This is a genomic window from Chitinophaga agrisoli, assembly GCF_008386695.1.
GTDB classification, from domain to species: domain Bacteria; phylum Bacteroidota; class Bacteroidia; order Chitinophagales; family Chitinophagaceae; genus Chitinophaga; species Chitinophaga agrisoli.
Map to the genome: position 1 here is coordinate 1,709,590 of NZ_VUOC01000004.1, position 23,325 is coordinate 1,732,914.

A 23,325-nucleotide genomic window follows, 5' to 3' on the forward strand; every position below is an offset into this window, starting at 1 on the left:
TGGGCATTTTAGCATCTTAGCGCCTCATCGCGCTATCGTATTATCCCATTTAATTTCCTATCTTTGTACTGTAATTTAATAAATTACAGAATGATCAAAAGCAAGTTTGCCATATCAGTACATATCTTAACCCTGTTAAGCACCAGTGAGGAAGAGTGGTTATCGTCCGACTATATAGCCGGTTCCATGAATGCCAATCCAGCCCTGGTGCGGAAAGAGCTGAGCGCCCTGCGCGAAGCCGGTCTTGTAGAAAGCAAGGAAGGCAAAAGCGGCGGCAGCCGGCTGCGCAAACCCGCCTCCCGCATCCATATGTCAGAGATCTTCCAGGCCGTAAAGGAAGATCACGTTTTTGGTTTCTCCCCCAACCTCCCCAACCCGGACTGCCCCGTTGGCGCCGGTATCAACAATGCCCTGGATGATCTTTTCACAGAGATCGATCAAACTATCTTTAACCGGTTAAAACGCGTTACGCTGGAAACCTTTAGTAAAAATGTAATCGCGCTGAAATAAGGCCGCTCACTTATATATACTTATACCTATACCCACTTACTTACTTGTACCCGCATACCCAACAGCCCTTCTACAATAAGGACTATCTAATCCGTCATACGTGCATCCGGCCGCTGCAGGGATTCAAAACAAACCCTGGCTGGCGTGCCCCGCTTGACGAAGCCCAATAGCAAAACAACGCCAGTAAGCCCCAGCGCTCAATAGCATTCCACCCACCAGGCGCAGTTTGTTTTGAACCCTGCAGGAGAGGACTTGCACTAAAAAAGAGGATTTACACCTAAATTAAAATCTGCAATAAGGCCTCCTACACCCACCTTGCAGCCATCCGGCCGCTGCAGGGATTCAAAACAAACCTTGGCTGGCGTGCCCCGCTTGATGAAGCCCAATAGCAAAACAACGCCGGTACGCCCCTCAGCGCTCAATAGCATTCCACCCAGCCAGGCGCAGTTTGTTTTGAACCCTGCAGGAGAGGACTTGCACTAAAGAAGGGGATTTACACCTAAACTAAAATCCGCAATAAGCCTCCTACCACCATACGTGCATCCGGCCGCTGCAGGGATTCAAAACAAACCCTGGCTGGCGTGCCCCGCTTGACGAAGCCCAATAGCAAAACAACGCCAGTACGCCCTCCAGCGCCCAATAGCATTCCACCCAGCCAGGCGCAGTTTGTTTTGAACCCTGCAGGAGAGGACTTGCACTAAAGAAGGGAATTACACCAAAAGAGAATTACATCAAAAAGAGGATTACATCAAAGAATGGAGGTCTACCAAAGACTGGATTTATACAAAAGAAAAGATTCCGCTAATCAACCCATCATCATTTCCTGATCTTCCCGGGGCTCACGCCAAACTTCTTACTAAACGCATGACTAAAATGCTGCGGCGAAGAATACCCCAGCTCACCAGCAATTTCAGACAAAGACCGCTGATCCTGTTGCAACAGAAATTGCCTCGCCTGCTCTAACCGGTGATCATTCAGATAACCAAACACCGTGTTATTGAACACCTGCTTAAAACCAGATTTCAACTTAAACTCGTTCAACCCAGACTGCCGGGATAACTCCCTTAAAGAAGGCGGCTGTTGCACCGCTTTCACCAGCAGATCACGCGCAAACAGGATCTTCTCCCGGTCTGGCATAGAAAGCGCGCCGGCAGGCAAAACCGTTTCCGTGGTCCGCTCATATTGATCGCATTGCAGCGCCAGCAGCTCCAGCGCCTTGGATTGTAGGAATAATTTCTTAATACCCCCCTGGAACCGGCAACTTTTGATCTCGTCCAGCACCTTCAGCATCTGCATCGTAATGGGCTGATTATGATCACGGTTGAGGAACACAGCGCGGTCGCCGGCTACATCCTCGCCCAGGCGGGCCAGCACATGGCCATTATTTTCCGCCAACTCCAGGAAACGCTCTTTAGTAAAGCTGATGGTCACCACCTCAATGCCATCCTGTTTTTTCAACTGGGCATGTTCACAAAGGTCAGGGTTATATAAAACGTTATGTTCCAGGGAAGTGAACCGGCAGGGAGCCCGGCCGGGCAGATTGGTAATAAGATCCCCATGCACTACAAAATGCTGGGTCACCATGGTAGGCAGGTCCACCAGCTCTACCGCCACATGCAGGTTCTGAAAGATCCGTGCATTGCCATAGGAAATATGCAGCCCGTCAAAATACATTTCGCTGAAATCAGCCATCCCAAAATCGTACTGCAGCTGCATCCGCTCCTCTATAATGCTGGGGCTCAACAGCTGACGTGCCGATAACATGATCTCTTCACGTAAAAGGACATCCTGGGTGTCGTTGGTAATGACTACGGGCATAAAAAATCCGTTTAATGTAAATTTTAATCCTTTAAATGCAACAGTTATTCGTACGTACAGCCCAATTTTGTACAAAAATATTCCGAAATATTTTAAAAAGGAATGTAAACATGATTGGGATCTTCAAAACCAACATTCAAACCTTACACGATAAGAAAAAGGTGATTGGGGAAATACAAGCCAATTTTAGCGTGATGGCCTGCAGTATAGACATAGAGGACTGCGACCGCGTGTTGCGCATTGTTAGCCAGCAGGTACGGGAAGACGCCATCATGGCCTTTGTAAAACACCTGGGATACCATTGCGATCCATTGGATTAAACGCCTTCCGGGTTACGCCAACCTCACATCAGCACCGGCTATATGACGTTATGCTGTTGCAACAACAATGAAATCTGCACATCATTGTCCTAACTAAATTATCCTTCCTTTAAAAATTTCTTCCGTTTTATAGGGGTACTATCTTTACCCCCCGTCATATATGCGGAAACATCAGAAGAAAATAACGGTCATCCTAAAATAAAACACTAGGACCGATCGTCTTAGAATGCACATATATATAAATCTTATATGAGAAAACACCTGATTTTGCTAATGTCGTTTGGATGCATGCTGCTGCATGGATTGACATTACAAGCACAACAACGTTTTACTGTTAGCGGTTATGTTAAGGACCAACAGAATGGAGAAAGCCTCATCGGCATCTCAGTTTCCAAAGCGGGTACCAGTCTGGGAACCGTTACCAATGAATATGGCTTTTATTCCCTTACCCTGCCGGCCGGGGAGCACGAGATCCAGTTCTCCTACATCGGCTATACACCCATCAAACAAACGGTGAAGCTGACCAGCAACCAGCACCTGGATATTAAGCTGGAAAAATCCAGCAGCCAGCTGAGCGAAGTAGTGGTAAGCGGCAAGCAGGAGAAAGCAGTTAACACATTAAATACCAGCATCAATCGCCTGGATATCGCACAAATGAAGAAATTGCCCACTTTCCTGGGCGAGGTGGATGTGCTGCGCTCTATACAGACCTTACCCGGCGTAACCACCGTAGGCGAGGGCGCCAATGGTTTTAACGTACGCGGTGGCGCTACAGACGAAAACCTCATTCTGCTGGATGAAGCCCCCCTGTACAACTCTACGCATATGCTGGGTTTCTTCTCCGTATTTAACCCGGATGCCGTAAAAAGCCTCAACCTTATCAAAGGCGGCTTTCCGGCAGAATACGGCGGCCGTACCTCCTCCGTGCTGGATATCCGCATGAAAGACGGTGATAACCAACGGCTGGGCGCTACCGGTGGTATCGGTAACATCTTCAGCCGCCTGGCGATAGAAGGGCCTATTAAAAAAGATGAATCCTCTTTTATAATAGCAGGCCGCAGATCTTACGTAGACGTATTGGCGAAACCCTTCCTGAAAGGAGACAATGCGGATACCAAGCTGTATTTCTATGACCTCACAGCCAAAGCTAACTTCAAACTCAATAAGAATAATACCATCTTCCTGAGCGGTTACCTGGGTCGTGATGTGTTTGGATTTGGGGGCGATGTGAACATGAGCTGGGGCAACTCCACCGGTACGGTACGTTGGAACCACGTGTTTACGAACCGCCTGTTCATGAACCTGACCACCTTCTATAGCAAATATGATTACAGCCTGGATTTTACCAATGAATCAGATAAGGATAAAGACCCAACTGCGCCTACGCAGAATTCCAACTGGTCATCCAATATCATCAACTACGGCGTAAAACCCTCCTTCACTTACTACCTCAGTGCCAAAAACAGCCTGCACTTTGGTGTACAGGGGATCTACTACACCTTTAAGCCTGGTAAGGGCGTAGGCAACCAGGATGGCGAAAAAAGCGAGATCGTCCTGAACGACCAGCACGCACTGGAATCCGCCGTGTACCTGGATCATGAATATAAACCCAGCAGCAAATTTGGTATACAGTATGGCCTCCGCTTCTCTGCCTATCAATACCTGGGTAAAGGCACCGCTTATTACTATGCCGATACCGTTCCAGGCATCCGCAAAAGGCTGGCCGGTTCAAAGGAATATGAAAACAATGCGGTGATCAAAGCCTACCCTTACTTAGAGCCCAGGGTCAGCGCCAAATATAGCATCACTGACAACCATGCCGTAAAAGTAGCTTATGCACGTACTACCCAGTTCATGCACCAGCTATCCAATACCGCCTCTCCCACCCCGCTGGATATCTGGACGCCCAGCACCAATAACATAAAACCGCAGGTGGCAGATCAATATACATTAGGGTATTTCTATGATTCGCCCTCTGGTATCCTGGAGTTATCCGGTGAACTGTTCTACAAAAAGATGAATAACCAGGTGGATTACATTGATAACGCCAACCTGCAGCTGAACCAATACATAGAGGCTGACCTGCTGCCCTCCAAAGGACGCGCCTACGGTGTGGAACTGATGGCTAAGAAAGAAGTGGGTAGCACCACCGGCTGGGTTAGCTATACGCTGTCCCGCACAGAAAGGAAAACAGACGGTATCAGCAATAACGAATGGTTCCTGAACCGCTACGACCGTACCCACAACCTGAACGTAGTGGTAACTCACGACTTTACGAAACGCAGCACGCTTTCTGCCAACTTCGTTTATGCATCCGGTACACCGGGCACTTTTGCAGATAGCCGCCTGGAATTCCAGGACTGGGACATCCCGTACAACAGCACCGGCGATCGTAACAACTACCGCTTACCGGCCTTCCATCGCCTGGACCTGTCCTTTACCCGTAAAGGCAAACAGCATAAACGCTGGCAGGGCGAATGGGTATTCTCACTGTACAACGTGTATGCCCGCAGGAATGCCTATACCATCTATTTCCAGCAGAACGAAGATGACCGTACCCAGCGGGAAGCCAAACGTTTATCTATCATAGGCTCCATTCTGCCCGGTATCACTTACAACTTCAAATTCTGATCTTAACAGCAAAAAGAACAACTCATGAAAAATATACGACTCGGCATATTGATAGGCATTGTGGCCGGTTTCAGCGCCTGTGAAGATACTATAGACCTGAAGGTGCCGGATGGAAAGGTATACCCGGTGCTGGACGCCTGGATCACCAACCAGGCAGGCCCGCAGCAGTTCCGCCTCACCCAGTCAGTACCTTCCTATACAGACAATACGCCCGCCAGCGTGATCTCCGATGCACAGATCACCCTGCAGGACATGACCGCGAATAAAACTTATGACTTTGCCTTCAGCAACGGCGCCTACTCCTACGATCCGGGCGACGATCAGACCATAGGTGTTATCGGCCACGTATACAAGCTTACGGTACAATATAAAGGCGAAACCTTTGAAGCCACAGACACCATTAAGAGAGTGCCGCAGATCGATTCTATCTCCTACGAGTTTAAGACCAAGGAAGATGCACGTAGCGGCAAGGAAGGTTATTATGCAAGGATGCATGCCACGGACATCGCAGGTGCAGACGATTATTACTGGATCCGCTCTTACCGTAATGACATGGCCCACTACAACATGGACCAGTATGCCATCAACGGTGCTTTCAATGAAGGTGTGGCAGATGGATGGGTATTCATAGATCCGCTGCAGGAAAATATCACAGACTACGACAAGCCTTATCAGAAAGGCGAGAAGGTGATCGCGCGGATCTACTCCCTCTCCCACACCAGCTACTACTTTATTCAGCAGGTGATAGACCAGCTGGAAGCCGGCGGCCTCTTTGCCAAAGTACTGGAGAACGTAAGGCCTAACCTGGTGAACGTAACGCCCAATGGTAAACAGAAGATACTAGGCTGGTTTGGCGCTTCCGCTGCCAGCTTCAAAGAAAGGACCATCGAATAAAAGCATTCATGAAGAATGAATAATTAATTATTCATTCTTCATCCCTGATATTTTTTTACTCCTCATAAACCAACAGTCTTACATAAATTCTTCCGGACTGTAAAGATTTAAAACCTTAATAAGATGAAAAAAATAGTACTGGCGCTGCTGGTGCTGATTACAGCACAGCAGGCATGGGCGCAGCATGCCCAGATGGAAACACTCTTCAGCCCTAAAACGGCAGGAGAAAAAAAAGGTGTCAGCGTAGGCGGTTATGGTACCGCAGTAGGTAAACTTACCCCGCTGAATGGTAAATTGGGCGTGCTTACCGGCCTGCAGGGCGGTGTGCTGCTGAACCACAAATGGATGCTGGGCGCCGGCGGATATGGCCTGGTGAACAGGATAGATGCCCCGCGGCCCAATGTAGCGAATGATAATGATCAATCCCTTCAAATGTGGTATACTGGCCTGATGACCGAATATACCCATAACCCGCAGAAGCTAATCCACTGGTCTGTAGGCGCACTGGTAGGCGGTGGCGGCGTAGGCAGGGATAATTGGCACGACCGCTGGCATGATGACGACGACAACGACCGTGACCACGGCTGGCATGATGGCAGTGGCTTTTTTGTAGCAGAGCCTTTTGCCGGCGTAGAAATGAACATCACCCGTTTCCTCCGGCTGAACCTGAGCGGCAGCTACCGCTTCATCCACGGCTCCGGCACCCCAGGTATCTCAGACAGTGACCTCAGCGGCGCTACCTTTAGCCTGGGTATTAAAGCCGGGTGCTTCTAACAACCTCTTCGTCCGCCGTAAGCTTGCAGACCTGCCAGGTGTAAAACCAGGCAGGTCTGCGGGCGTGTAAGGCCAATTGCGTTTTTTTACTTAAATTAGGTACATGCTCCCTAACCTCATTCATTACGCAATTCCTGGCTTCGTACTGCTCCTGCTGGCAGAGGTGATCTTTGCCACCATCGAAAAAAAGGACCTCTACGAAACAAAAGACGCCTTTAGCAGCATTGCCATGGGATTGGGGAATGTGTTCCTGGGACTGTTCACCAAGGCCGTTATTTTTGGCGTATATACCTTTGTATACCAGTTCCGCCTGTTTACGCTGGGTTTTGTATGGTGGGCCTGGGTGCTTTGTTTTTTTGCCGATGATCTTAGCTATTACTGGTTCCACCGCATTAGCCATACGATCCGCTTTTTCTGGGCCTCACATGTCATCCACCACTCTTCCCGCAAATACAACCTGGCCACCGCCCTCCGTCAAAACTGGACCGGTAATTTTACCGGCACCTTCCTGTTCTGGGCCTGGATGCCATTCCTGGGCTTCCATCCTGCCATGATCCTGAGCATGCAGGCCATCAGCCTCATTTACCAGTTCTGGATCCATACAGAGGCCATCCACAAACTGCCGGGTTGGGTAGAAGCCGTATTCAATACCCCCTCCCATCACCGTGTACACCACGCCTCAGATATCAAATACCTGGACCGGAACCATGCCGGCGTACTCATTATATGGGACCGCCTCTTCGGCACCTTTACCCCGGAAACAGAGCGGCCCATCTATGGCCTTACCTCAAACATCCACACCTATAATCCCCTCCGCATTGCTACCCACGAATGGGTTGATATCTGGAAAGACCTTCGCCGCAGCCGCTCCTTTAAGGACGCCTGGCACTATCTCTTTGACGCCCCCGGCTGGAGCCACGACGGCAGCCGCAAAACTACCCGCCAGCTAAGGAAAGAAGGCCTGCAGGGCTAATAAACTTAAGGGATCAACCCTGACTCGCTCATTTTTGTTATATTACTATTCGATTCCTTATTATTTCAATCGCTAGCCATGCCTGATACTATCTCAAAACAAGCCTCCTGGCCTGTAATAAAATTTAATGACTGGAAAGATACACTGGCCACCGTTCATCTATGGACGCAGATCGTAGGCAAGATCCGTTTACGGAAAATGCCCTGGCTAAATCATTCCTGGCATGTTACACTCTACATAAGCCCTTATGGGCTAAGCACCGGCAGTATGCCTTACCAGCATGGCATTTTCCAGATAGACTTTGACTTTATACGCCATCAATTGCTGATCACCACTAGTAACGGAGGCAAAGAAATACTGGAGCTACGGCCCATGTCAGTATCCGACTTCTATAAAGCCCTATTCGAAAAATTGCAGCTGTTAGACATTGATGTAGCCATTTATACAGTACCAAGCGAGATGGAAGCCGCTATTCGTTTTGAGGATGACCAGATCCATAAATCTTATGATCCACAGCAGATTGAGAATTTCTGGCAGGCGCTCATAAAGATCCACAATGTATTTATCCGTTTCAGGGCCCGCTTTATAGGAAAATGCAGCCCTGTCCATTTCTTCTGGGGCGCCTTTGACCTGGCGGTTACCCGGTTCTCCGGAAGGGATGCCCCCAAACATCCGGGGACTGCTCCTAATATGCCGGCCATTGTTATGCAGGAGGCGTACTCCAAGGAAGTTAGCTCCTGCGGTTTCTGGCCGGGCAACGAACAATATCCGCACGCCTCTTTTTATGCCTATTGTTATCCGGCTTCGCCCGCTTTCGGCGAGCAAAAAGTTCAGCCCGATAGCGCTTTCTACAGCCCTGAAATGGGCGAGTTCCTGCTGCCCTATGACTTAGTACAACAGGCCGCTAACCCGGAGGAAACATTGTTAGCTTTTCTGCAGTCCACCTATGAAGCCGCTGCCAATACCGGTAATTGGGACCGCAAAGCATTAGAATGTGATCTTTCTTTGTATGAGAATGAATATGGGTGTTTTAAGTAAGCGATAGCCTGGTCATCATTCCAATAGCACGATGCTTTAGGAAACATCAAGGGATCATGCAACACTTCACCTACCCCTCCCCGGACATCATGCTAGACGCTGTGGTGTGGCGGCGGTATCGTAATTCCCCTGATATAAAACGGATAATACTGGTCATGCACATCCTTACAACCTCAATGAGCAAATGGCTTTGTTCTTTATTGTAGCTTCTCCACAACCCTTTATCCCTAACTTTCTCCTTACCATCTATGTCTTTATAATACACCGCCTTATCCCCGTCAGCAATTCTCTTTCCACTTTTCCCTCCCCAACCATTCATCCTTTTCCTCTCCTGTTCCAAACCACAAATCAACCGCCCTACCGCTCCATCTCAACTTTTATTTTTCATTTACGAAAACTATCGTACATTTGTTTACGAAGGTATTCGTATATTCATTGAAAGCATTGATTATGAGCGCAACAGGCAAGCATATTAAACCTACAGAAAGTGAATTAGAGATATTGCGCGTACTCTGGGAAAAAGGCCCCAGCACGGTGCGCGAAGTGCACGAAATATTGGAACAAAGCAAAGACGCGGGCTACACCACCACCCTTAAACTCATGCAGATCATGCACGAGAAAGGGCTGCTGCAAAGGGATGCCAGTAGCAAAACGCATATATATGCGTCTGCTGTCTCCCAGGAAAACACCCAGCGTCAGTTGTTGGATAAAATGATAGATACCGTATTCAATGGCTCTGCCTCACAGCTGGTGCTGCAGGCATTGGGTAATCATAAATCTTCAAAGGAAGAGCTGGAGAAGATCAAACAGTATCTGGATGAGATCGAAAAACAACAAAGATAATTGATCATTTGAGGCGGCTTTATGCCTCTATTTTCAAACAGAAATTATCATGGCTCCAATGTTCCTGCCCTACACTACGGATCTGGTTACAGCCCTCGGCTGGACGATCCTGCACTCTCTCTGGCAAGCCCTGGTGGTATTTGCCTGCCTGCGCATTGTTCTTAAGCTGTGGCCCGGCGCTACTGCCAGCACAAAATATAATCTTTCATTCCTTTCGCTGGCGGGTATCTTCGGCTGGTTTGTAGTAACACTATATCAACAGCTGGACGCGATGAAACAGCTACACGCAGCGCCTTCCCTGCTTATTACGGGAAACGGTGCAAATGCCATGATCATCGACATGCCGGTAGTATACCAAAACCAGCAGGAATTAACAGGTATGTTCCCCAGTCTGGAAATATGCTTCCCCGTACTCGTAGGGCTCTATGTAGCCGGTGTAGGGGTGATGTGTATCAAACTGGTGGCAGACCTGGCACAACTGCAACAGATCAGGAAAAAACAGGTTCTCCCTGTAGATCCTGCCTGGGAGCAGTACCTGATGAAACTGGCACAGCAACTACACGTGCCTGCCCGGGTAAAACTGCTGATATCACAGCATATCCAGGTGCCCGTCATGATGGGCTTTCTGAAACCTATTATCCTGTTGCCTATCGCCATGTTCAATAACCTGAGCGCAGAACAGCTGGAGGCCATCCTCCTGCACGAACTGGCCCATGTCAAACGCAATGATTACATACTGAATATCTTCCAATCCATTGTGGAAACAGCCCTCTTCTTTAACCCATTTGTATGGTGGATCTCTAAGTATATCCGCCTCGAAAGGGAACATTGCTGCGACGATATGGTAATAGCCCATACCGCCCAGCCTCTGCACTATGCCAAAGCACTGGTAGTATTGGAGGAATACCGGTTCACCAACAATCCCATGGCGATGGCAGCGGCAGATAACAAACAACATTTGTTTTACCGCATTAAACGAATTATGGAAATGAAGACCTCCCATCTTAATTATAGTCAGAAGTTCATGGCCGTTGTCATTATCGCTACCGGCCTGACAGCTATCGCCTGGATCACTCCTTCCGCCAAGCAGGGTAATGCGGGCATAGCCACAGAGGAAACAGCTGCGCCATCGCTGGTCGCTATCAACGCCGCAGCTCCGCAGCCTGCGCCTTCCGCTAACCCCAGTCCTTTAGACACTGTTCCGCCTGACACCACGCCTGCAGCGCAGCCCAGCGGCGACAAATTTGAAAACAAGGAGGCCGATCCGGGCACAGCCACTCAGGATGACAAATACACTGACGAAGAAAAATCATCCCAGGACCAATGGAAATCGGCAGACCAGGATCAATGGAAGTCAATGAAAGAGGCCCAAAAGCAGGCGAAAGTTGCCCAGGAAGCCGCCCAAAAAGCCATGAAGGAAGCGATGAAAAATATAGACTGGAAAGCCATTAACGAGCAAACGGCCAAAGCCCTTAAAGCCGTTGACTGGAACCAGATCAATAAAGAGATCAGCGCGTCCATGAAGGCCATTGACTGGAACCAGATCAATAAGGATGTGGAAAATGGCCTGAAAGAAAGCAAAAACCAGGTAGACCCTGAAATGATCAGACAAAGCGTGGAAATGGGCCTCAAAAGCGCCCAGACCGCCCTGGCGAACATCGATATCCAGAACATCATCCAGCAGAGCATGATGCAGGCACAACGCGGCCTGAATGGCGAAGAGCGCGAAGCTATGCGTAAGGATATGGTGAAAGCCCGTGAAGAACAGCGCAAAGCCATGGCAGAAACCCGGGACCAAATACGGATAGCACAGAAACAGGCGCGCGATGCCCAGCAGGAAGCTATGGCACAGGCCCGGGATAAAGCGCGGGAATCTGCCACACAAGCCCGCGATGCCCAGCGCAAAGTGGAAGAACAGTCACGCGCCAGCAACGACAAATACCAGCGGCTTATCAAGCAACTCCAGGAAGATAAGCTGATTGAAGCCGGTAAGCCGTTCACCATTGAAAAGAAAAACAACGATCTGTATATCAATGGTACTAAACAACCTGCTGCTATAATGGATAAATACCGCTCCTACCTGGATGGAAAGACTATAACCATTAAGGGAGGGAACGATAACCTGGATGTAAACGTAAACAATTAAACCGCTACCATTACCCGCCCATATTAGCCGCTACTGCCGTTCATACAGCAGTAGCGGTTTTGTTTTAGAGTTCCTGTATCTTTAGGTATAAACCAATCCCGTTTCTCACATGCGTGTATACGTGCTCATTCTGGCCATACTGTGTATAGTAAAAGCAAATGCCCAGACCAATGAAATAGCCATTCAAAAGAAGAATGCGGCCACCCCGGTAAAGAACCAGGCGCAAACAGGTACCTGCTGGTGTTTCTCCGTTACCTCCCTGGTAGAATCGGAGTGTGAGCGCAAAGGAGGCGCCGGTCCCGATATTTCGGAGATGTTTACCGTTCGCAATATTTACATGGAAAAGGCCCAAAACTATATCCGCCGCCAGGGCGCCGCACGCTTTGACGAGGGCGGACTGGGCCACGATGCCATCCATGCCATGGCTGCCTATGGCATTATGCCGGAGAGCGCCTACAGTGGCCTTACCGGCGGCCGTACCCAGCATAATCATTCGCAGCTGGTAAGCGAACTACGAAGCTATCTGGACAGCCTCTTGAAGGCCCCCCGTCCCCTGCCGGATAACTGGGAACAACATGTCACCGCCCTGCTGGACCAATACCTGGGCAAGCCACCGGCTACCTTTGAGTACGATGGGCGCTCTTATACCCCGCAGACCTTTGCCCGGGATGTTATCAAGTTCAGTCCGTCAGACTATGTATATTTCACCTCCTTCACACACCACCCTTTTTACCAGTCATTTGTAGTAGAGGTGCCGGATAACTTCTCCAATGGGGCATACTACAATATCCCCATCAATGAGCTGATCGCCATCACCAAAACGGCTGTACAGAACGGATATACCGTAATGTGGGATACCGACGTAAGCAATAGTGGCTGGATGCCCGCTACCGGCTATGCCCTGGCCCCAGCAAACGACGGTCCGGCTGCTGCTCCTGGTATTGATCCTGATCTGCAGGAAAAACCAAACTCCCAGGATTACCGGCAGCGTTTGTACGAGGAGCTGGTTACGCAGGATGATCACCTGATGCACATCACCGGCCTGGGTAAAAGCAAAAAAGGGAAAGAATTCTTTGTTGTTAAAAATTCATGGGGCGCCCGCGGGCCTTTTGAAGGCTATGTAAATGTATCAGAATCTTACTTTGCCATCAATACTATTACTATCGTGGTACCCAAGGCTGCACTGGAAAAATCCGTAAAGGATAAGCTGGCGAAAAATTGAGTGAAGACGTTATCTGATTCAATGAGAATATAAATAGAACAGCCCTGGTTTAAACAAAACCAGGGCTGTTGTGCTTAACAATAATATTTTCTCCGTTACCGGACCACTTCAAAGCCCTCATAATGTTCTAATGGGGCATCTTTCAGCTGTAATTCACTTACCTCTGCCCTGGATGGCCCTTGCCTGCACCACGCTATAAACGCTTCCATCGTTGTCTCGTCGCCTTCTGCAGCTATCCATACGCTTCCGTCTGGCAGGTTCCTGACTTGCCCGGCAATACCAAGCGCATCTGCCGCTTGTTTGGTACTGGCCCTGAAGAAAACACCCTGTACCTTCCCTTTTACGATGATCTCTTTATGAACTTTAACCATAAGATTGCTTTTTACAATCAACTAAGCCTAATATACCAATACACTTCCTTCATAAAGGATTCATTCTACTCCTATCCTTGCCTATACACACCATTCTGCCTAAGACCCTCGCGCCTACAGCTACGAGCTTCATTTATCACGTTATCAAATCTACAACAACCCGATGGAATATAAAACCAGGTACGTACTCTCCCTTCACAGCAGCAGCAGCGGCTTGCAGGATGCGAACCTGCCACAGTACCCTCCAAAACGGCGGGTGGAGATGCGCCACGTATAACCCCATTCCACATTAGCTCCAAACTTACATTTTTCCTACCTTCACTACACTTGTCGTTAAACAAGCCGGATAAAGTCATAGTTTACGGAAAGTTTGTTATTAGCTATGTTTTATTAGCCCTGCGGATATGAGCGCTTCAAATATTTTATCTGCCGTACCCACAAGTTCACCTTGTGAAGTCATATCAAACTCATTGGAAAGTAATATAATACCTGTGTTAAAATCCGGATAAAGAACGCAGTAACTCGAAAAACCGAAAGTACCACCTGTATGCCAGATTTTCCGGATTGAAGGCGTTATCCTGTTTATTCGCCAGAATAAACCAATAGCTGTACTATCTGTATAAACTTGCGTAGCAGTATGTGAAAACCTCACCAGGCCATTTTCTTCTTTTAGCTGAAACCGGACATAGCGTAGCATGTCAGACAACGATGAATAAATACCACCGGAAGGTCCCATTAGCGCGGGCATATAGGGCATAATAACTCCATTGGCGTCATAGCCCTTCGCTAGTTCCGCAAACCCAGCTTTATTGACAGCGTGTGTTCGCTTCATGTCCAAAGGAGCAGTTATGTATTCTTGTACCAGCTGCTCAAAAGTTTTATGATAAACATTCTCTAAAATAAAGCCGAGCAACTGACCTCCTGTGTTAGAATACTTGTATTTAAACCCTGGGATTGTATCGGGCCGTATGCCGTGAAGATCCTTAAGAAATTGCTCTTTTGTATAACTTTTGTGGAGATCGGCAAGCAAAAATGGAATTGAATCTTTGGAATGTTGAAATATATCCGGCCTGTCGGGCAAAAACGGTGGCAATCCAGACGTATGATTGGCGAGGTGAATGATCTTTACTGGCTGGCCTTTGTAGTCCAGGTTAGGATATGGAGCCTGAAGATACTTAGTAACATCATCGTCCAGGCTTATTTTTTTATCGGCTATTGCCTTGGCGAGCAACAAGCCAGTAAACGTTTTTGAGATGGAGCCAATTTCGTAAATTGTATTATCCGTAGGTCGGGAGTCTTTACCTTTTTGGCTGGAACCGTAGTGAAACGTATAGGCTCTACCATCATGATATATTCCTATTGAGAGCCCAACCCTTGCGCTATCTTTCATAAAGTCCAAAGCGGCGCTTTGGACAATTGAATTTATTAAAGTTGTCGGATAAGGAGCTGTTCCGGTTGGTTGACTAGTTTGTGCCCCCGCCGTGAATGAAAAGCACAAAATCAGTGACACTGTGAATAAACCTTTCATCTTTTGTAAAAGTTATTTTGCTGTTCTATCCGGATACTTTCCGGCTATTTCCCCATCCTATCCTCCAGGTTCAATATCATTATATTTCTGAAATCTACAGGCTGCCCTTCGCTCTGCAGCGCTATATACCCTTTTGACAACAACTTGCCATCCTGCTTCTGCTTTGGATCAAACCCGTTTACCACAGGCCCTCCTATTTGAGGTTTAGAATACCGGAGAACGGTATCGCCGTTGATAATATGCGTGATCAGTGAATCTCCCAATACGATCAACTCTGCCTGTACCCATTCATCCTTACCATAGGTTTTAGAGCTGGAATTAATACAATGGCGGGTATCCAGTTTACCTTCATACACAATATGCGTACCCGGAGAGCACATGTTACCGGTAGGACGGGGCTTCCCATCTCCTAAACCTGCCAGCAGCTGCATTTCAATAGAAATAGGCCAGTCCTGCTCTTTAGGCATGGTACGAGGATCCTGCGAATGATACATTACGCCGCTGTTGAGTATTGTATAGGAAGGCGCTGTTTTACACCATTCTCCCACAAAACGGTATTCGAACTTAAGATGGTAATAAGAAAAGGGTATTTTATAATACAAATGACCAAACTGGTCGTTAAAATCGCCGTATTGATCATATCGGACCTGAATAATGCTATCCTGTACCCGGAAAGTATTGCCGAAGTTATCGCCAACATCATGATGGTGAATCTTTACGAACCAGTCATTAATATCCTTTCCATTAAACAGTGGTATCCATTGCCCCTGAGCCCGGGCTGAATGCTGGAGAGTAACGGCCAGCAACAATATTGCCAGCGCTCGTAGAAAGTATTTGTTTGCCATAACGTTGAATAAGTGATCAGCTTAAATATAGCTAGAAATTATTGCTTTTTTCTTTCCGTCTGGCATCTTCCTCCGCCGCTCTAATCTCAGGACAATCAAAGCGGTGTATATCGTTAACAGTTTATTGGTTCAGGTACAATTATTTGGGGTTGCCCAAGAAGCCTATCTTCTTTATTAGGAGTTACCAAAGAAGTTTACCTCTTTTGTCAATGAAAAGCCTGCCGGCCAAACCAGGTAACCATTTTCTACTGCCACCCAGGCTTTGCTTTACATGCAATAGTATCACCTTCACATGGTAGTTGCAAAACACAGCGGCAGCTGCCTACACAGCGGCGGACCGTGAGACATTGTAATGTGTTACCTGGTATTGACTGCTTATTACGCGGCAAGCAGGGTTAACGAAACAGGGTTAACAGGGGACACTAATTATTCTGGTTACACTCATTTTAGGTCACTTTTTATAGAGGGTTTTCAACTATTCTCTTATTAACTGTTTGATAAAATTTATACATGGCACCCGAGAGGATCATCACGAAGTAATCAATAACTTTTCACGAATCATTCAACCAGCGTTCATAAGACATTCAATAGTTCTTCACGAAATCATTTAGCTAGTCTAAGTGAAATCATTCGACCAGTTCTTTACGAAGCCATTCAACCAATTTTAATAGAACCATCGACAAACCTACACAAGCTACCCTCCAACTTTCATGAAGCATCCAACAAACTTCCGCAAAATCTTCCTCCAACTTTCATAAGAACATCCAACAGGCCGGTACCAATTACTCACAGATCTTTATGAACCAGCCAACAGGTCAATATAAGCCATCCTCCAACTTTCATAAGAACATCCAACAGGCCGGTACCAATTACTCACAGATCTTTATGAACCAGCCAACAGGTCAACACAGACCATCCTCACTTCTATGAACGATCCAACAGGTCCATACCAATCATCCACTCAGCTTTTATAAACTATCTAAAAGGCGATCCATCTCCTATCCCACCCTTCATTCATCATCGCACCGTTCGAATTATACCTCACCTGGCCATTGCTCATCCACGCCTCCAGATCTTACGCAGCATAATTGAACAGCGATTTTTCATAACGTACCTCACTGCCAAACGTAAACTCCCTCACAACTTCATACGATCCACCGGTAGCCGGTTTGCGCAACAGTGAAAAACCCCGGCAGCTAAAACTACGTACGAACAACTGGTTATCAAATTGTGGATACACTTTATCAAACTCACTGGTACTGATAGCCCTTGCTACGGTAATATGCGGTTTAAAACTACCCTGCTTCACCCCAAACAGATCCAGGATCCTTCTTTGCAACTCCACAACAGGCTTGGGGTTGGCTACATTTACATAGATCGTGCGCTTAATGGCCCCATGAACGAAATGATCGAACTTGGAGGTATATACTGTAAAGGCGGCCTGTTTGCGGGCTATCTCTTCCAGCAATGCAACACAATCGCTCTGAAACTTCTCTGGGAATACAGAACGGAATAAAGAAATATGCGCCTGCGAATAACGGCTGGGATACATACCCAGATCCTGGGCTATTTTCTCTTTAAAACGCCTTACATCACCGGCGGTTTGGGCGTCTGGGTTAATGACTATCAGGTAATCATATAACGCCGTTTCTTCTGCTGTAAATAGGATATTTGTTTGCATAACCAACAATTTATTCTACCATGATTGTTGACCACACAAATATACAACTTCTTTTCAGATTTACTAACTTTTTTAGCATTTTGTACTAAAAAAATGCGCAGCTGGTGCTACGCATATTTTTATGATTATGCCAGTTTTCCTATAATAGCTGTAAAGTCAGCCGCCACCAGGGATGCGCCGCCAATAAGGCCGCCATCTACGTCCGGACAGGCGCACAACTCCCCTGCATTGCTGGGTTTTGCACTACCACCATACAGGATCGTCAGGCCCAAAGCTATTTCTTTACCGTATTTATTAGCGATCTGCGCACGAATATAAGCGTGCATATCCTGCGCCTGTGCGGCAGATGCGGTTAAACCTGTGCCAATAGCCCAGATAGGCTCATAAGCGATCACCACCTGCTGCATCTGCTCTGCGGTAAGATGATACAGGCTTTCTTCCAGCTGCCTGGCTACATACTCATTCTGCGTTTCTGCCTTCCTTATCTCCAGCGGCTCCCCGCAGCAAAAGATAGGCTTTAAACCGTTGGCCAGCGCCAGATCTATCTTTTTCGCCAGCATGGCATTGCTTTCCTGGAAATACTCCCTTCTTTCGGAGTGGCCCAGTACTACAAAGTCTACACCTATGGATTGCAGCATCTCTGCGGATACTTCACCTGTGAAAGCGCCGGATTTCTCTGAATAACAATTCTGCGCGGCCACATAAAAACCGGGGTAATTCTTCACCAGCGCCTTTGCCCTCATTAAGTAGGGAAACGGTACGGCGAACACCACCTCGTGCCCTTCCGGTAATTTAATACCGGCCTGGAGCACGTCATTGATCAACTGCTCGCCCTGCGCCAGGGTAAGGTTCATTTTCCAGTTTGCCGCTGCAATTTTTTTTCTCATGATAATGATGCTTGTGTATTATGTTTGAATGTTGACGAGTTACTATTTTAGCTGCGAAAATTATTAAATTATTTGCTCATCCTCATCATTTTTAACAACCAGGTCATAAACGGCGGCCAATATCTTACGGTCGGCTTCCGCTAACTCCCTCCCCTTAAAGCCCATCCAGGCGGCGGCATCCCGCATAGCCTCCTTTATCCGGTACACGGCAGGCTTTTCACCGCCACCCCAGGAAAAGGAAGGCAGGAACTTGGGTGGAAAATCGCCGCCAAATACATTACAGGACACGCCTATGACCGTTCCGGTGTTTAGCATGGTATTGATGCCACAGCGGCTGTAATCCCCCATTAAAACGCCGCATTTGCGGCCTGCAGGCCAGGCTTCCTTCCGCGCTTCCATCCATACCTTCACCTCTCCTGCATTATTCTTTAGATTAGAGCAGCTTGTATTGGCGCCCAGGTTACACCACTCGCCCAGCACAGCATCACCCAGGTAACCGTCATGGCCCTTATTGGAATAACCAAACATCAATATGTTCTTGATCTCCCCGCCACCGGTACAACCCGGCCCCAGAGAGGTAGCGCCATATACTTTTGTGCCCATTTTCAGCACAGCGCCCTCACCCAGGGCCAGCGGCCCCCTTATAAGGCAACCTTCCATCACCTGCGCATCTTTGCCAATGTAAATAGGGCCAGTGCCGGCATTCAGCACGCTATGCTCTACCACGGCGCCTGGCTCCAGGAATATGTTTTCCGGGGCGGTTACCTGGTTAGAGGCAGGTATGGGCGCGCTGCTGCGGCCCCGGGTCAGCAGGGCAAAATCATCCCTTATAGCTTTATCGTTATAGGCAAACAGGTGCCAGGGCATGTCTATAGTGGTAACCGGCCCCGTATAATTCTTACGGTCCTCTGCCGGCAGGGTAAGATCGGTACCAGGTACTACCTTCACCATCAGATGATTGTTCTTATAAAGTTCCTGTCCGGGTTTAAGTTCGTTAATGGTAGCTACTAAGGCCTCATCGGGTAGGATATGTCCACTGATCAGTACATGTACCACTTGTGCTTTTCCCAGTCGTAGGGGATATTTCTCCTGGAGATAAGACATGGTAAAATGGCTCACATTGGTTGTCCCAAACCATTGTTCCCATTTCTCCTGTATGGTAAGAATGCCTACCCTGCAGGCAGCTACAGGTCTTGTGTAGGTAAAAGGATATAAAAGATCGCGGGCGGGCGTGTCAAAAAGGATAAAGTTACGCTCCATAAAGGGCTAAAAATAAAAAAATCCCACCAACATTCGCTGGTGGGATATGGAAAAATATTTGTTAAATAGCCTATTGGGCTTTTTTCGCGTAACGCTTGTTGAACTTGTCGATACGGCCGGCAGTGTCTACCAGTACATTCTTCCCTGTGTAAAAGGGATGAGAGGTGTTGGAAATTTCCAGTTTGATCACCGGATATTCGTTACCGTCTTCCCATTTGATGGTTTCGCGGGAAGGAGCAGTAGAACGGCTTAAGAAGCTCACTCCGTTAGACATATCTTTGAATACTACAAACCTGTAACTTTCTGGATGGATACCCTGTTTCATTGCTGATTTTTTTTGAGCCAGCCGAACCCTGGTTCAGCTGATTGTTATTTGTTTTTTTATCTGATGTTTACCCGGTTTTTTACCCCGGTTCCCACCAAAACGTAAATACGGATGGCAAAGGTAAGAAAAATTCACTAATTGGTAAATATTTACTAAATAGATAATTCCCCCTCCTCCATTTTATGATTTCATATTCACATATTGCAGGGGAATGCCCAGGTTAGCCTCCTTACATTTCTGTATAACTTCCTGTAAATCATCTATTTTCTTCCCAGTCACCCGCACAATATCGTCCATAATGGCAACCTGTACCTTAAGCCCGGAGTCCTTGATCATCTTCACGATCTTTTTGGCGTCTTCCTGCTTGATACCGTTCCTTACCGGTACTTCCTTCTTTACTACCTTACCACTCTGGTAGGGCTCCTTGCTAAGGTCGTATATGGCGGCGTCCAGCCCCTGCCGCATGGTACGGCTAATGAGCACATCCACTACCTGGGTAAGCTTCATATCCGTCTCTACGGCCAGGTTCAGCACCAGATCCTTTTTATTCAGGTCTATATCCACATGGGAATCCTTAAAATCAAAACGGGTGGTGATCTCTTTCTTTACCGTATTAAGGGCATTGTCCAGCGTCTGTAAATCTATTTTGCTAACAATATCAAAGGATGGCATAATTGAATGCTTTTTAATATTAAGTTCCGGCAAAGATAAAAAAATTCCCGCCACAGTTCCTCCACTTGAAGGAGGCCGGGCGGGAACTAACCTTTAAATATTAAACTTGTTATCCAACGGCTCTGCCGGTTAAAACCAACGGAGGACTAACGTCTTTATCCTTCTTTGGATACTTTACCCATTCCGGAAACAGACTGGGAAACGGAAGGATTACCTTTATACTTTACATTGCCCATCCCGGACACGCCGATCTCAAGTTTCTTCTGGGCATTTACACTGGCATTAGCGCTGCCGGAGATCCCTACCTTCACATCATTGGACTGCAGGTCAAAGGCCGCGATATCTGCCTTGCCGGATACGGCGTAGTCCGCTTCGGAAGCGCTGCCTTTCAGCTTTACATTGGCTGCGCCGGAAACAGATACTTTCACCTCCCGGGCATCCACATCCAGGTCAGCATCTGCTGCGCCGCTTACCGCCAGCTCCAGCTCATCGGTCTTGAGCTTGCTTCTGCTGTAAAAACCACCGGCGCCACTGGCAGCCAGTTCATTGATCTCCTGCATGGTTACATAGATATTGATAGGTTTGGTGCCTTTGATCTCATATCCTTTCTTCACGCGTACTTCCAGTTCGTCGCCGTCTATCTTGGTCTCGATATAAGGTAACAGGTTGCTCTCAGCCTCTACCTTTATAGTGTGCGTATTGCCCTGCGTGATGTATACTTTAAATTCACCAGAGGTACCAATATCTTTGAACTTGCCGGCTTGACGGTCTTCCTGCTTCACATCGCCATTACCCTTGATGCGCTCGTGCTGGATAAAGGAGGATAACACCAGGATGGAGGCCAGTAACGGAATGTATAGGTACCATGCATTTTTTTTCATGACGTTAGATTTTTAGAGTCTGTAATTAATGTTGTTGTATAAGAAAAGTTTTAGAATGGCCGTTCGTTATTAATTATCATGCGCTTCCAGATCCACATCACTCTGCTTACCATTGATCGTAAGCTGTGGCGATTGATCGTTCCCACTGGCAGTAGTGGCAGTGTATGATAAGCTTGTGTTCTTTTTGATGGACATCACATTCTTCACCGGCAGCCCATCTATTTCCAGATCACCGTTATTTAAATTCACCATGATGCGTAACGCCGTTTTAGGAGAGATAGGCAGCTTCAGATCACTATAGGTCAGATCCACCTTTCCGCCCTTATATCCAACCGCTACTTCTTTGGCTTTAAAATCCCCATACACCAGCCTCAGATCCGTGCTTTCACTCAAATTGGTCACGTTGAAATCGCTGTAATTGGAGTTTGTTTCAATACTGCCCAACTGCCTTATTTTATAATCGCTGTAGTTCGATTTTGCTACCAGCGAACCCAGGGAGCCCAGTGTATAGTCTGAGTAATTTGACTTCACATCCATACTCGTTGCTTCATCGCAGCGTATATCAGAGTAGTTGGCTTTTATGATCAGATTACCGGCCTTATCTATCTTGCCTTTGCTGCAATAGTTCATATCCAGCTCCAGCGTTTTGGCCGCTTCGCGGATAGCGTAGAAACAGTAGTTCAGGCGCATCTTGGCAGCAAATGGCAGTGCATCTGTTATCACATCGCCAAAGTTGTTTTCCAGCGTAAGCAGCTCCAGGCTGCTGGGCACATACAACTCATAATCTATGTTCACATAATCCTTGGAATCCTTGCGGTTGCTTCCCCAGGGAAACCATTTACTACCGCCGCTGGCACTGTAATTGGTCTGCATGGTCACATTACCAGCATCGGCATTGCTTTGTATATCTACTCCATTGGCTATTTCCTGTGCTTCAGAATTGTTCTTACCAAATCCTGTAATAATAACGGTAGCCTTTATCCGGTTCTTGGGCCAGGTGTGTACGATGATCTTGCCGTATTTGTTAGATACCGTAAAATTAGCTTTGTTGTTCACTGTAAACTCCTTCGTTACCGTACGTTTGAACTCGGAATCTCCCTGGTGGGCAAAGGCCCACACAGGCAATAATAAAAGGAGTAGAAGGTTAGATTTCACGCTCATGATGATTGAATGTTTTGGTTGCGGGCTGCTTTGCCTGCAGTTCTTCCAATATTTTGTCTAATAGGTCCAGCTTTAGCTGGTAATAACGGACCATAGCGGAGCGGATACGTTCGTTGCCGGGATTGGCCTGCAGCTCCTTTTCCAGCATATCGTAGGTATCGTTGCGCAATTCCAGCTCTTTACGGGCGGTGCTGTCCAGCCCCAGGGCTTCTGGCGGATACTTGCGTATATCATCCAGCCGCTGTTCTATTTGGGAGGTATAATACACCCTGGCCTCCTGTAATTCCGGCGCTATCGTTCCCAGGTCCTGCTGCTGCTTTTTAAATTGCAGGAACTGATATATCATTACACTGTTCACTACCAACACTAATACGGCAGCTGCTTTGAGCCAATGGCGCTTCAGCATGTGCACCACACCAGCCGGGCGCTGCTGGGCCTTCAGCTGCTGCTCGAGGCCTTTCCACACCCGGGGGCTGGGCCCCTCCTCCTCAAAACCGGCCCGGTGCTGCCGGATAAAATCTTCCAGGTTCTTTTCAGACATCGAT

At 47.6% G+C, this 23,325-nt stretch carries 22 protein-coding genes; 10 read left to right on the plus strand and 12 right to left on the minus strand.

Going from position 1 to position 23,325, the window contains the following annotated elements; genetic code table 11:
- The first annotated feature begins 90 nt into the window (after positions 1–90).
- Positions 91–510 (plus strand): Rrf2 family transcriptional regulator, encoded by a 420-nt coding sequence (locus F0L74_RS25925; RefSeq protein WP_149840811.1) that lies wholly within the window; start codon positions 91–93, stop codon positions 508–510.
- Between the two features lie 816 nt (positions 511–1,326).
- On the opposite strand, the gene F0L74_RS25930 is transcribed toward F0L74_RS25925, so the two are convergent.
- Entirely contained in the window at positions 1,327–2,328 is a 1,002-nt protein-coding gene (locus F0L74_RS25930; RefSeq protein ID WP_149840812.1) for a helix-turn-helix transcriptional regulator, read from the minus strand.
- 110 nt (positions 2,329–2,438) lie between these two features.
- Between F0L74_RS25930 and F0L74_RS25935 the strand changes: the two genes are divergently transcribed.
- The 9 genes from F0L74_RS25935 (at position 2,439) to F0L74_RS25975 (ending at position 13,169) form a co-directional block, all read left to right on the plus strand.
- Positions 2,439–2,648, plus strand: a complete 210-nt coding sequence (locus F0L74_RS25935; protein WP_149840813.1) for a hypothetical protein — start codon at positions 2,439–2,441, stop codon at positions 2,646–2,648.
- A 249-nt stretch (positions 2,649–2,897) separates the two neighbouring features.
- Positions 2,898–5,279: a TonB-dependent receptor gene (locus F0L74_RS25940; RefSeq protein WP_149840814.1), complete on the plus strand. Its 2,382-nt coding sequence runs from the start codon at positions 2,898–2,900 to the stop codon at positions 5,277–5,279.
- Between the two features lie 24 nt (positions 5,280–5,303).
- Complete coding sequence (locus F0L74_RS25945) at positions 5,304–6,173, plus strand: DUF4249 family protein (RefSeq protein WP_149840815.1); 870 nt, start codon at positions 5,304–5,306, stop codon at positions 6,171–6,173.
- Between the two features lie 123 nt (positions 6,174–6,296).
- Positions 6,297–6,947, plus strand: coding sequence for an outer membrane beta-barrel protein (locus F0L74_RS25950; protein WP_149840816.1), 651 nt, complete (start codon positions 6,297–6,299; stop codon positions 6,945–6,947).
- A gap of 103 nt (positions 6,948–7,050) precedes the next feature.
- The gene (locus tag F0L74_RS25955; RefSeq protein WP_149840817.1) at positions 7,051–7,920 is read left to right on the plus strand and encodes a sterol desaturase family protein; all 870 of its coding nucleotides are present in this window, start codon (positions 7,051–7,053) and stop codon (positions 7,918–7,920) included.
- A gap of 78 nt (positions 7,921–7,998) precedes the next feature.
- On the plus strand, positions 7,999–8,958 hold the full coding sequence (locus F0L74_RS25960) for a DUF5996 family protein (RefSeq protein WP_149840818.1): 960 nt from the start codon (positions 7,999–8,001) through the stop codon (positions 8,956–8,958).
- Positions 8,959–9,408: 450 nt separating this feature from the next.
- Positions 9,409–9,801: a BlaI/MecI/CopY family transcriptional regulator gene (locus F0L74_RS25965; protein ID WP_149840819.1), complete on the plus strand. Its 393-nt coding sequence runs from the start codon at positions 9,409–9,411 to the stop codon at positions 9,799–9,801.
- A 49-nt stretch (positions 9,802–9,850) separates the two neighbouring features.
- Positions 9,851–11,947 (plus strand): M56 family metallopeptidase, encoded by a 2,097-nt coding sequence (locus tag F0L74_RS25970; protein WP_149840820.1) that lies wholly within the window; start codon positions 9,851–9,853, stop codon positions 11,945–11,947.
- Between the two features lie 109 nt (positions 11,948–12,056).
- Positions 12,057–13,169 carry a C1 family peptidase gene (locus F0L74_RS25975; protein ID WP_149840821.1) on the plus strand — a complete coding sequence of 371 codons (1,113 nt, stop codon included), beginning with the start codon at positions 12,057–12,059 and terminating at the stop codon, positions 13,167–13,169.
- Between the two features lie 95 nt (positions 13,170–13,264).
- Here the strand turns inward: F0L74_RS25975 and F0L74_RS25980 are convergent, their stop codons facing one another.
- From F0L74_RS25980 to F0L74_RS26030, 11 genes are all read right to left on the minus strand, one after another.
- Positions 13,265–13,540, minus strand: a complete 276-nt coding sequence (locus tag F0L74_RS25980) for an acylphosphatase (protein ID WP_149840822.1) — start codon at positions 13,538–13,540, stop codon at positions 13,265–13,267.
- A gap of 376 nt (positions 13,541–13,916) precedes the next feature.
- Positions 13,917–15,068 (minus strand): serine hydrolase domain-containing protein, encoded by a 1,152-nt coding sequence (locus F0L74_RS25985; RefSeq protein ID WP_149840823.1) that lies wholly within the window; start codon positions 15,066–15,068, stop codon positions 13,917–13,919.
- Positions 15,069–15,112: 44 nt separating this feature from the next.
- Positions 15,113–15,913, minus strand: a complete 801-nt coding sequence (locus tag F0L74_RS25990; RefSeq protein ID WP_149840824.1) for a 3-keto-disaccharide hydrolase — start codon at positions 15,911–15,913, stop codon at positions 15,113–15,115.
- Between the two features lie 1,075 nt (positions 15,914–16,988).
- Positions 16,989–17,594, minus strand: a complete 606-nt coding sequence (locus tag F0L74_RS25995) for a 2'-5' RNA ligase family protein (protein WP_149840825.1) — start codon at positions 17,592–17,594, stop codon at positions 16,989–16,991.
- 125 nt (positions 17,595–17,719) lie between these two features.
- On the minus strand, positions 17,720–18,481 hold the full coding sequence (gene tpiA / locus F0L74_RS26000) for a triose-phosphate isomerase (protein WP_149840826.1): 762 nt from the start codon (positions 18,479–18,481) through the stop codon (positions 17,720–17,722).
- Between the two features lie 63 nt (positions 18,482–18,544).
- Entirely contained in the window at positions 18,545–19,741 is a 1,197-nt protein-coding gene (locus F0L74_RS26005; RefSeq protein ID WP_149840827.1) for a putative sugar nucleotidyl transferase, read from the minus strand.
- 70 nt (positions 19,742–19,811) lie between these two features.
- The gene (locus F0L74_RS26010) at positions 19,812–20,066 is read right to left on the minus strand and encodes a type B 50S ribosomal protein L31 (protein WP_149840828.1); all 255 of its coding nucleotides are present in this window, start codon (positions 20,064–20,066) and stop codon (positions 19,812–19,814) included.
- A gap of 180 nt (positions 20,067–20,246) precedes the next feature.
- The gene (locus tag F0L74_RS26015; RefSeq protein WP_149840829.1) at positions 20,247–20,738 is read right to left on the minus strand and encodes a YajQ family cyclic di-GMP-binding protein; all 492 of its coding nucleotides are present in this window, start codon (positions 20,736–20,738) and stop codon (positions 20,247–20,249) included.
- A gap of 155 nt (positions 20,739–20,893) precedes the next feature.
- Positions 20,894–21,619: a head GIN domain-containing protein gene (locus F0L74_RS26020; RefSeq protein WP_149840830.1), complete on the minus strand. Its 726-nt coding sequence runs from the start codon at positions 21,617–21,619 to the stop codon at positions 20,894–20,896.
- Between the two features lie 69 nt (positions 21,620–21,688).
- Positions 21,689–22,780: a hypothetical protein gene (locus tag F0L74_RS26025; RefSeq protein ID WP_149840831.1), complete on the minus strand. Its 1,092-nt coding sequence runs from the start codon at positions 22,778–22,780 to the stop codon at positions 21,689–21,691.
- Positions 22,764–23,321, minus strand: coding sequence for a hypothetical protein (locus tag F0L74_RS26030; protein WP_149840832.1), 558 nt, complete (start codon positions 23,319–23,321; stop codon positions 22,764–22,766). The genes F0L74_RS26025 and F0L74_RS26030 overlap by 17 nt, the downstream gene beginning before the upstream one ends.
- Between the last annotated feature and the right edge of the window lie 4 nt (positions 23,322–23,325).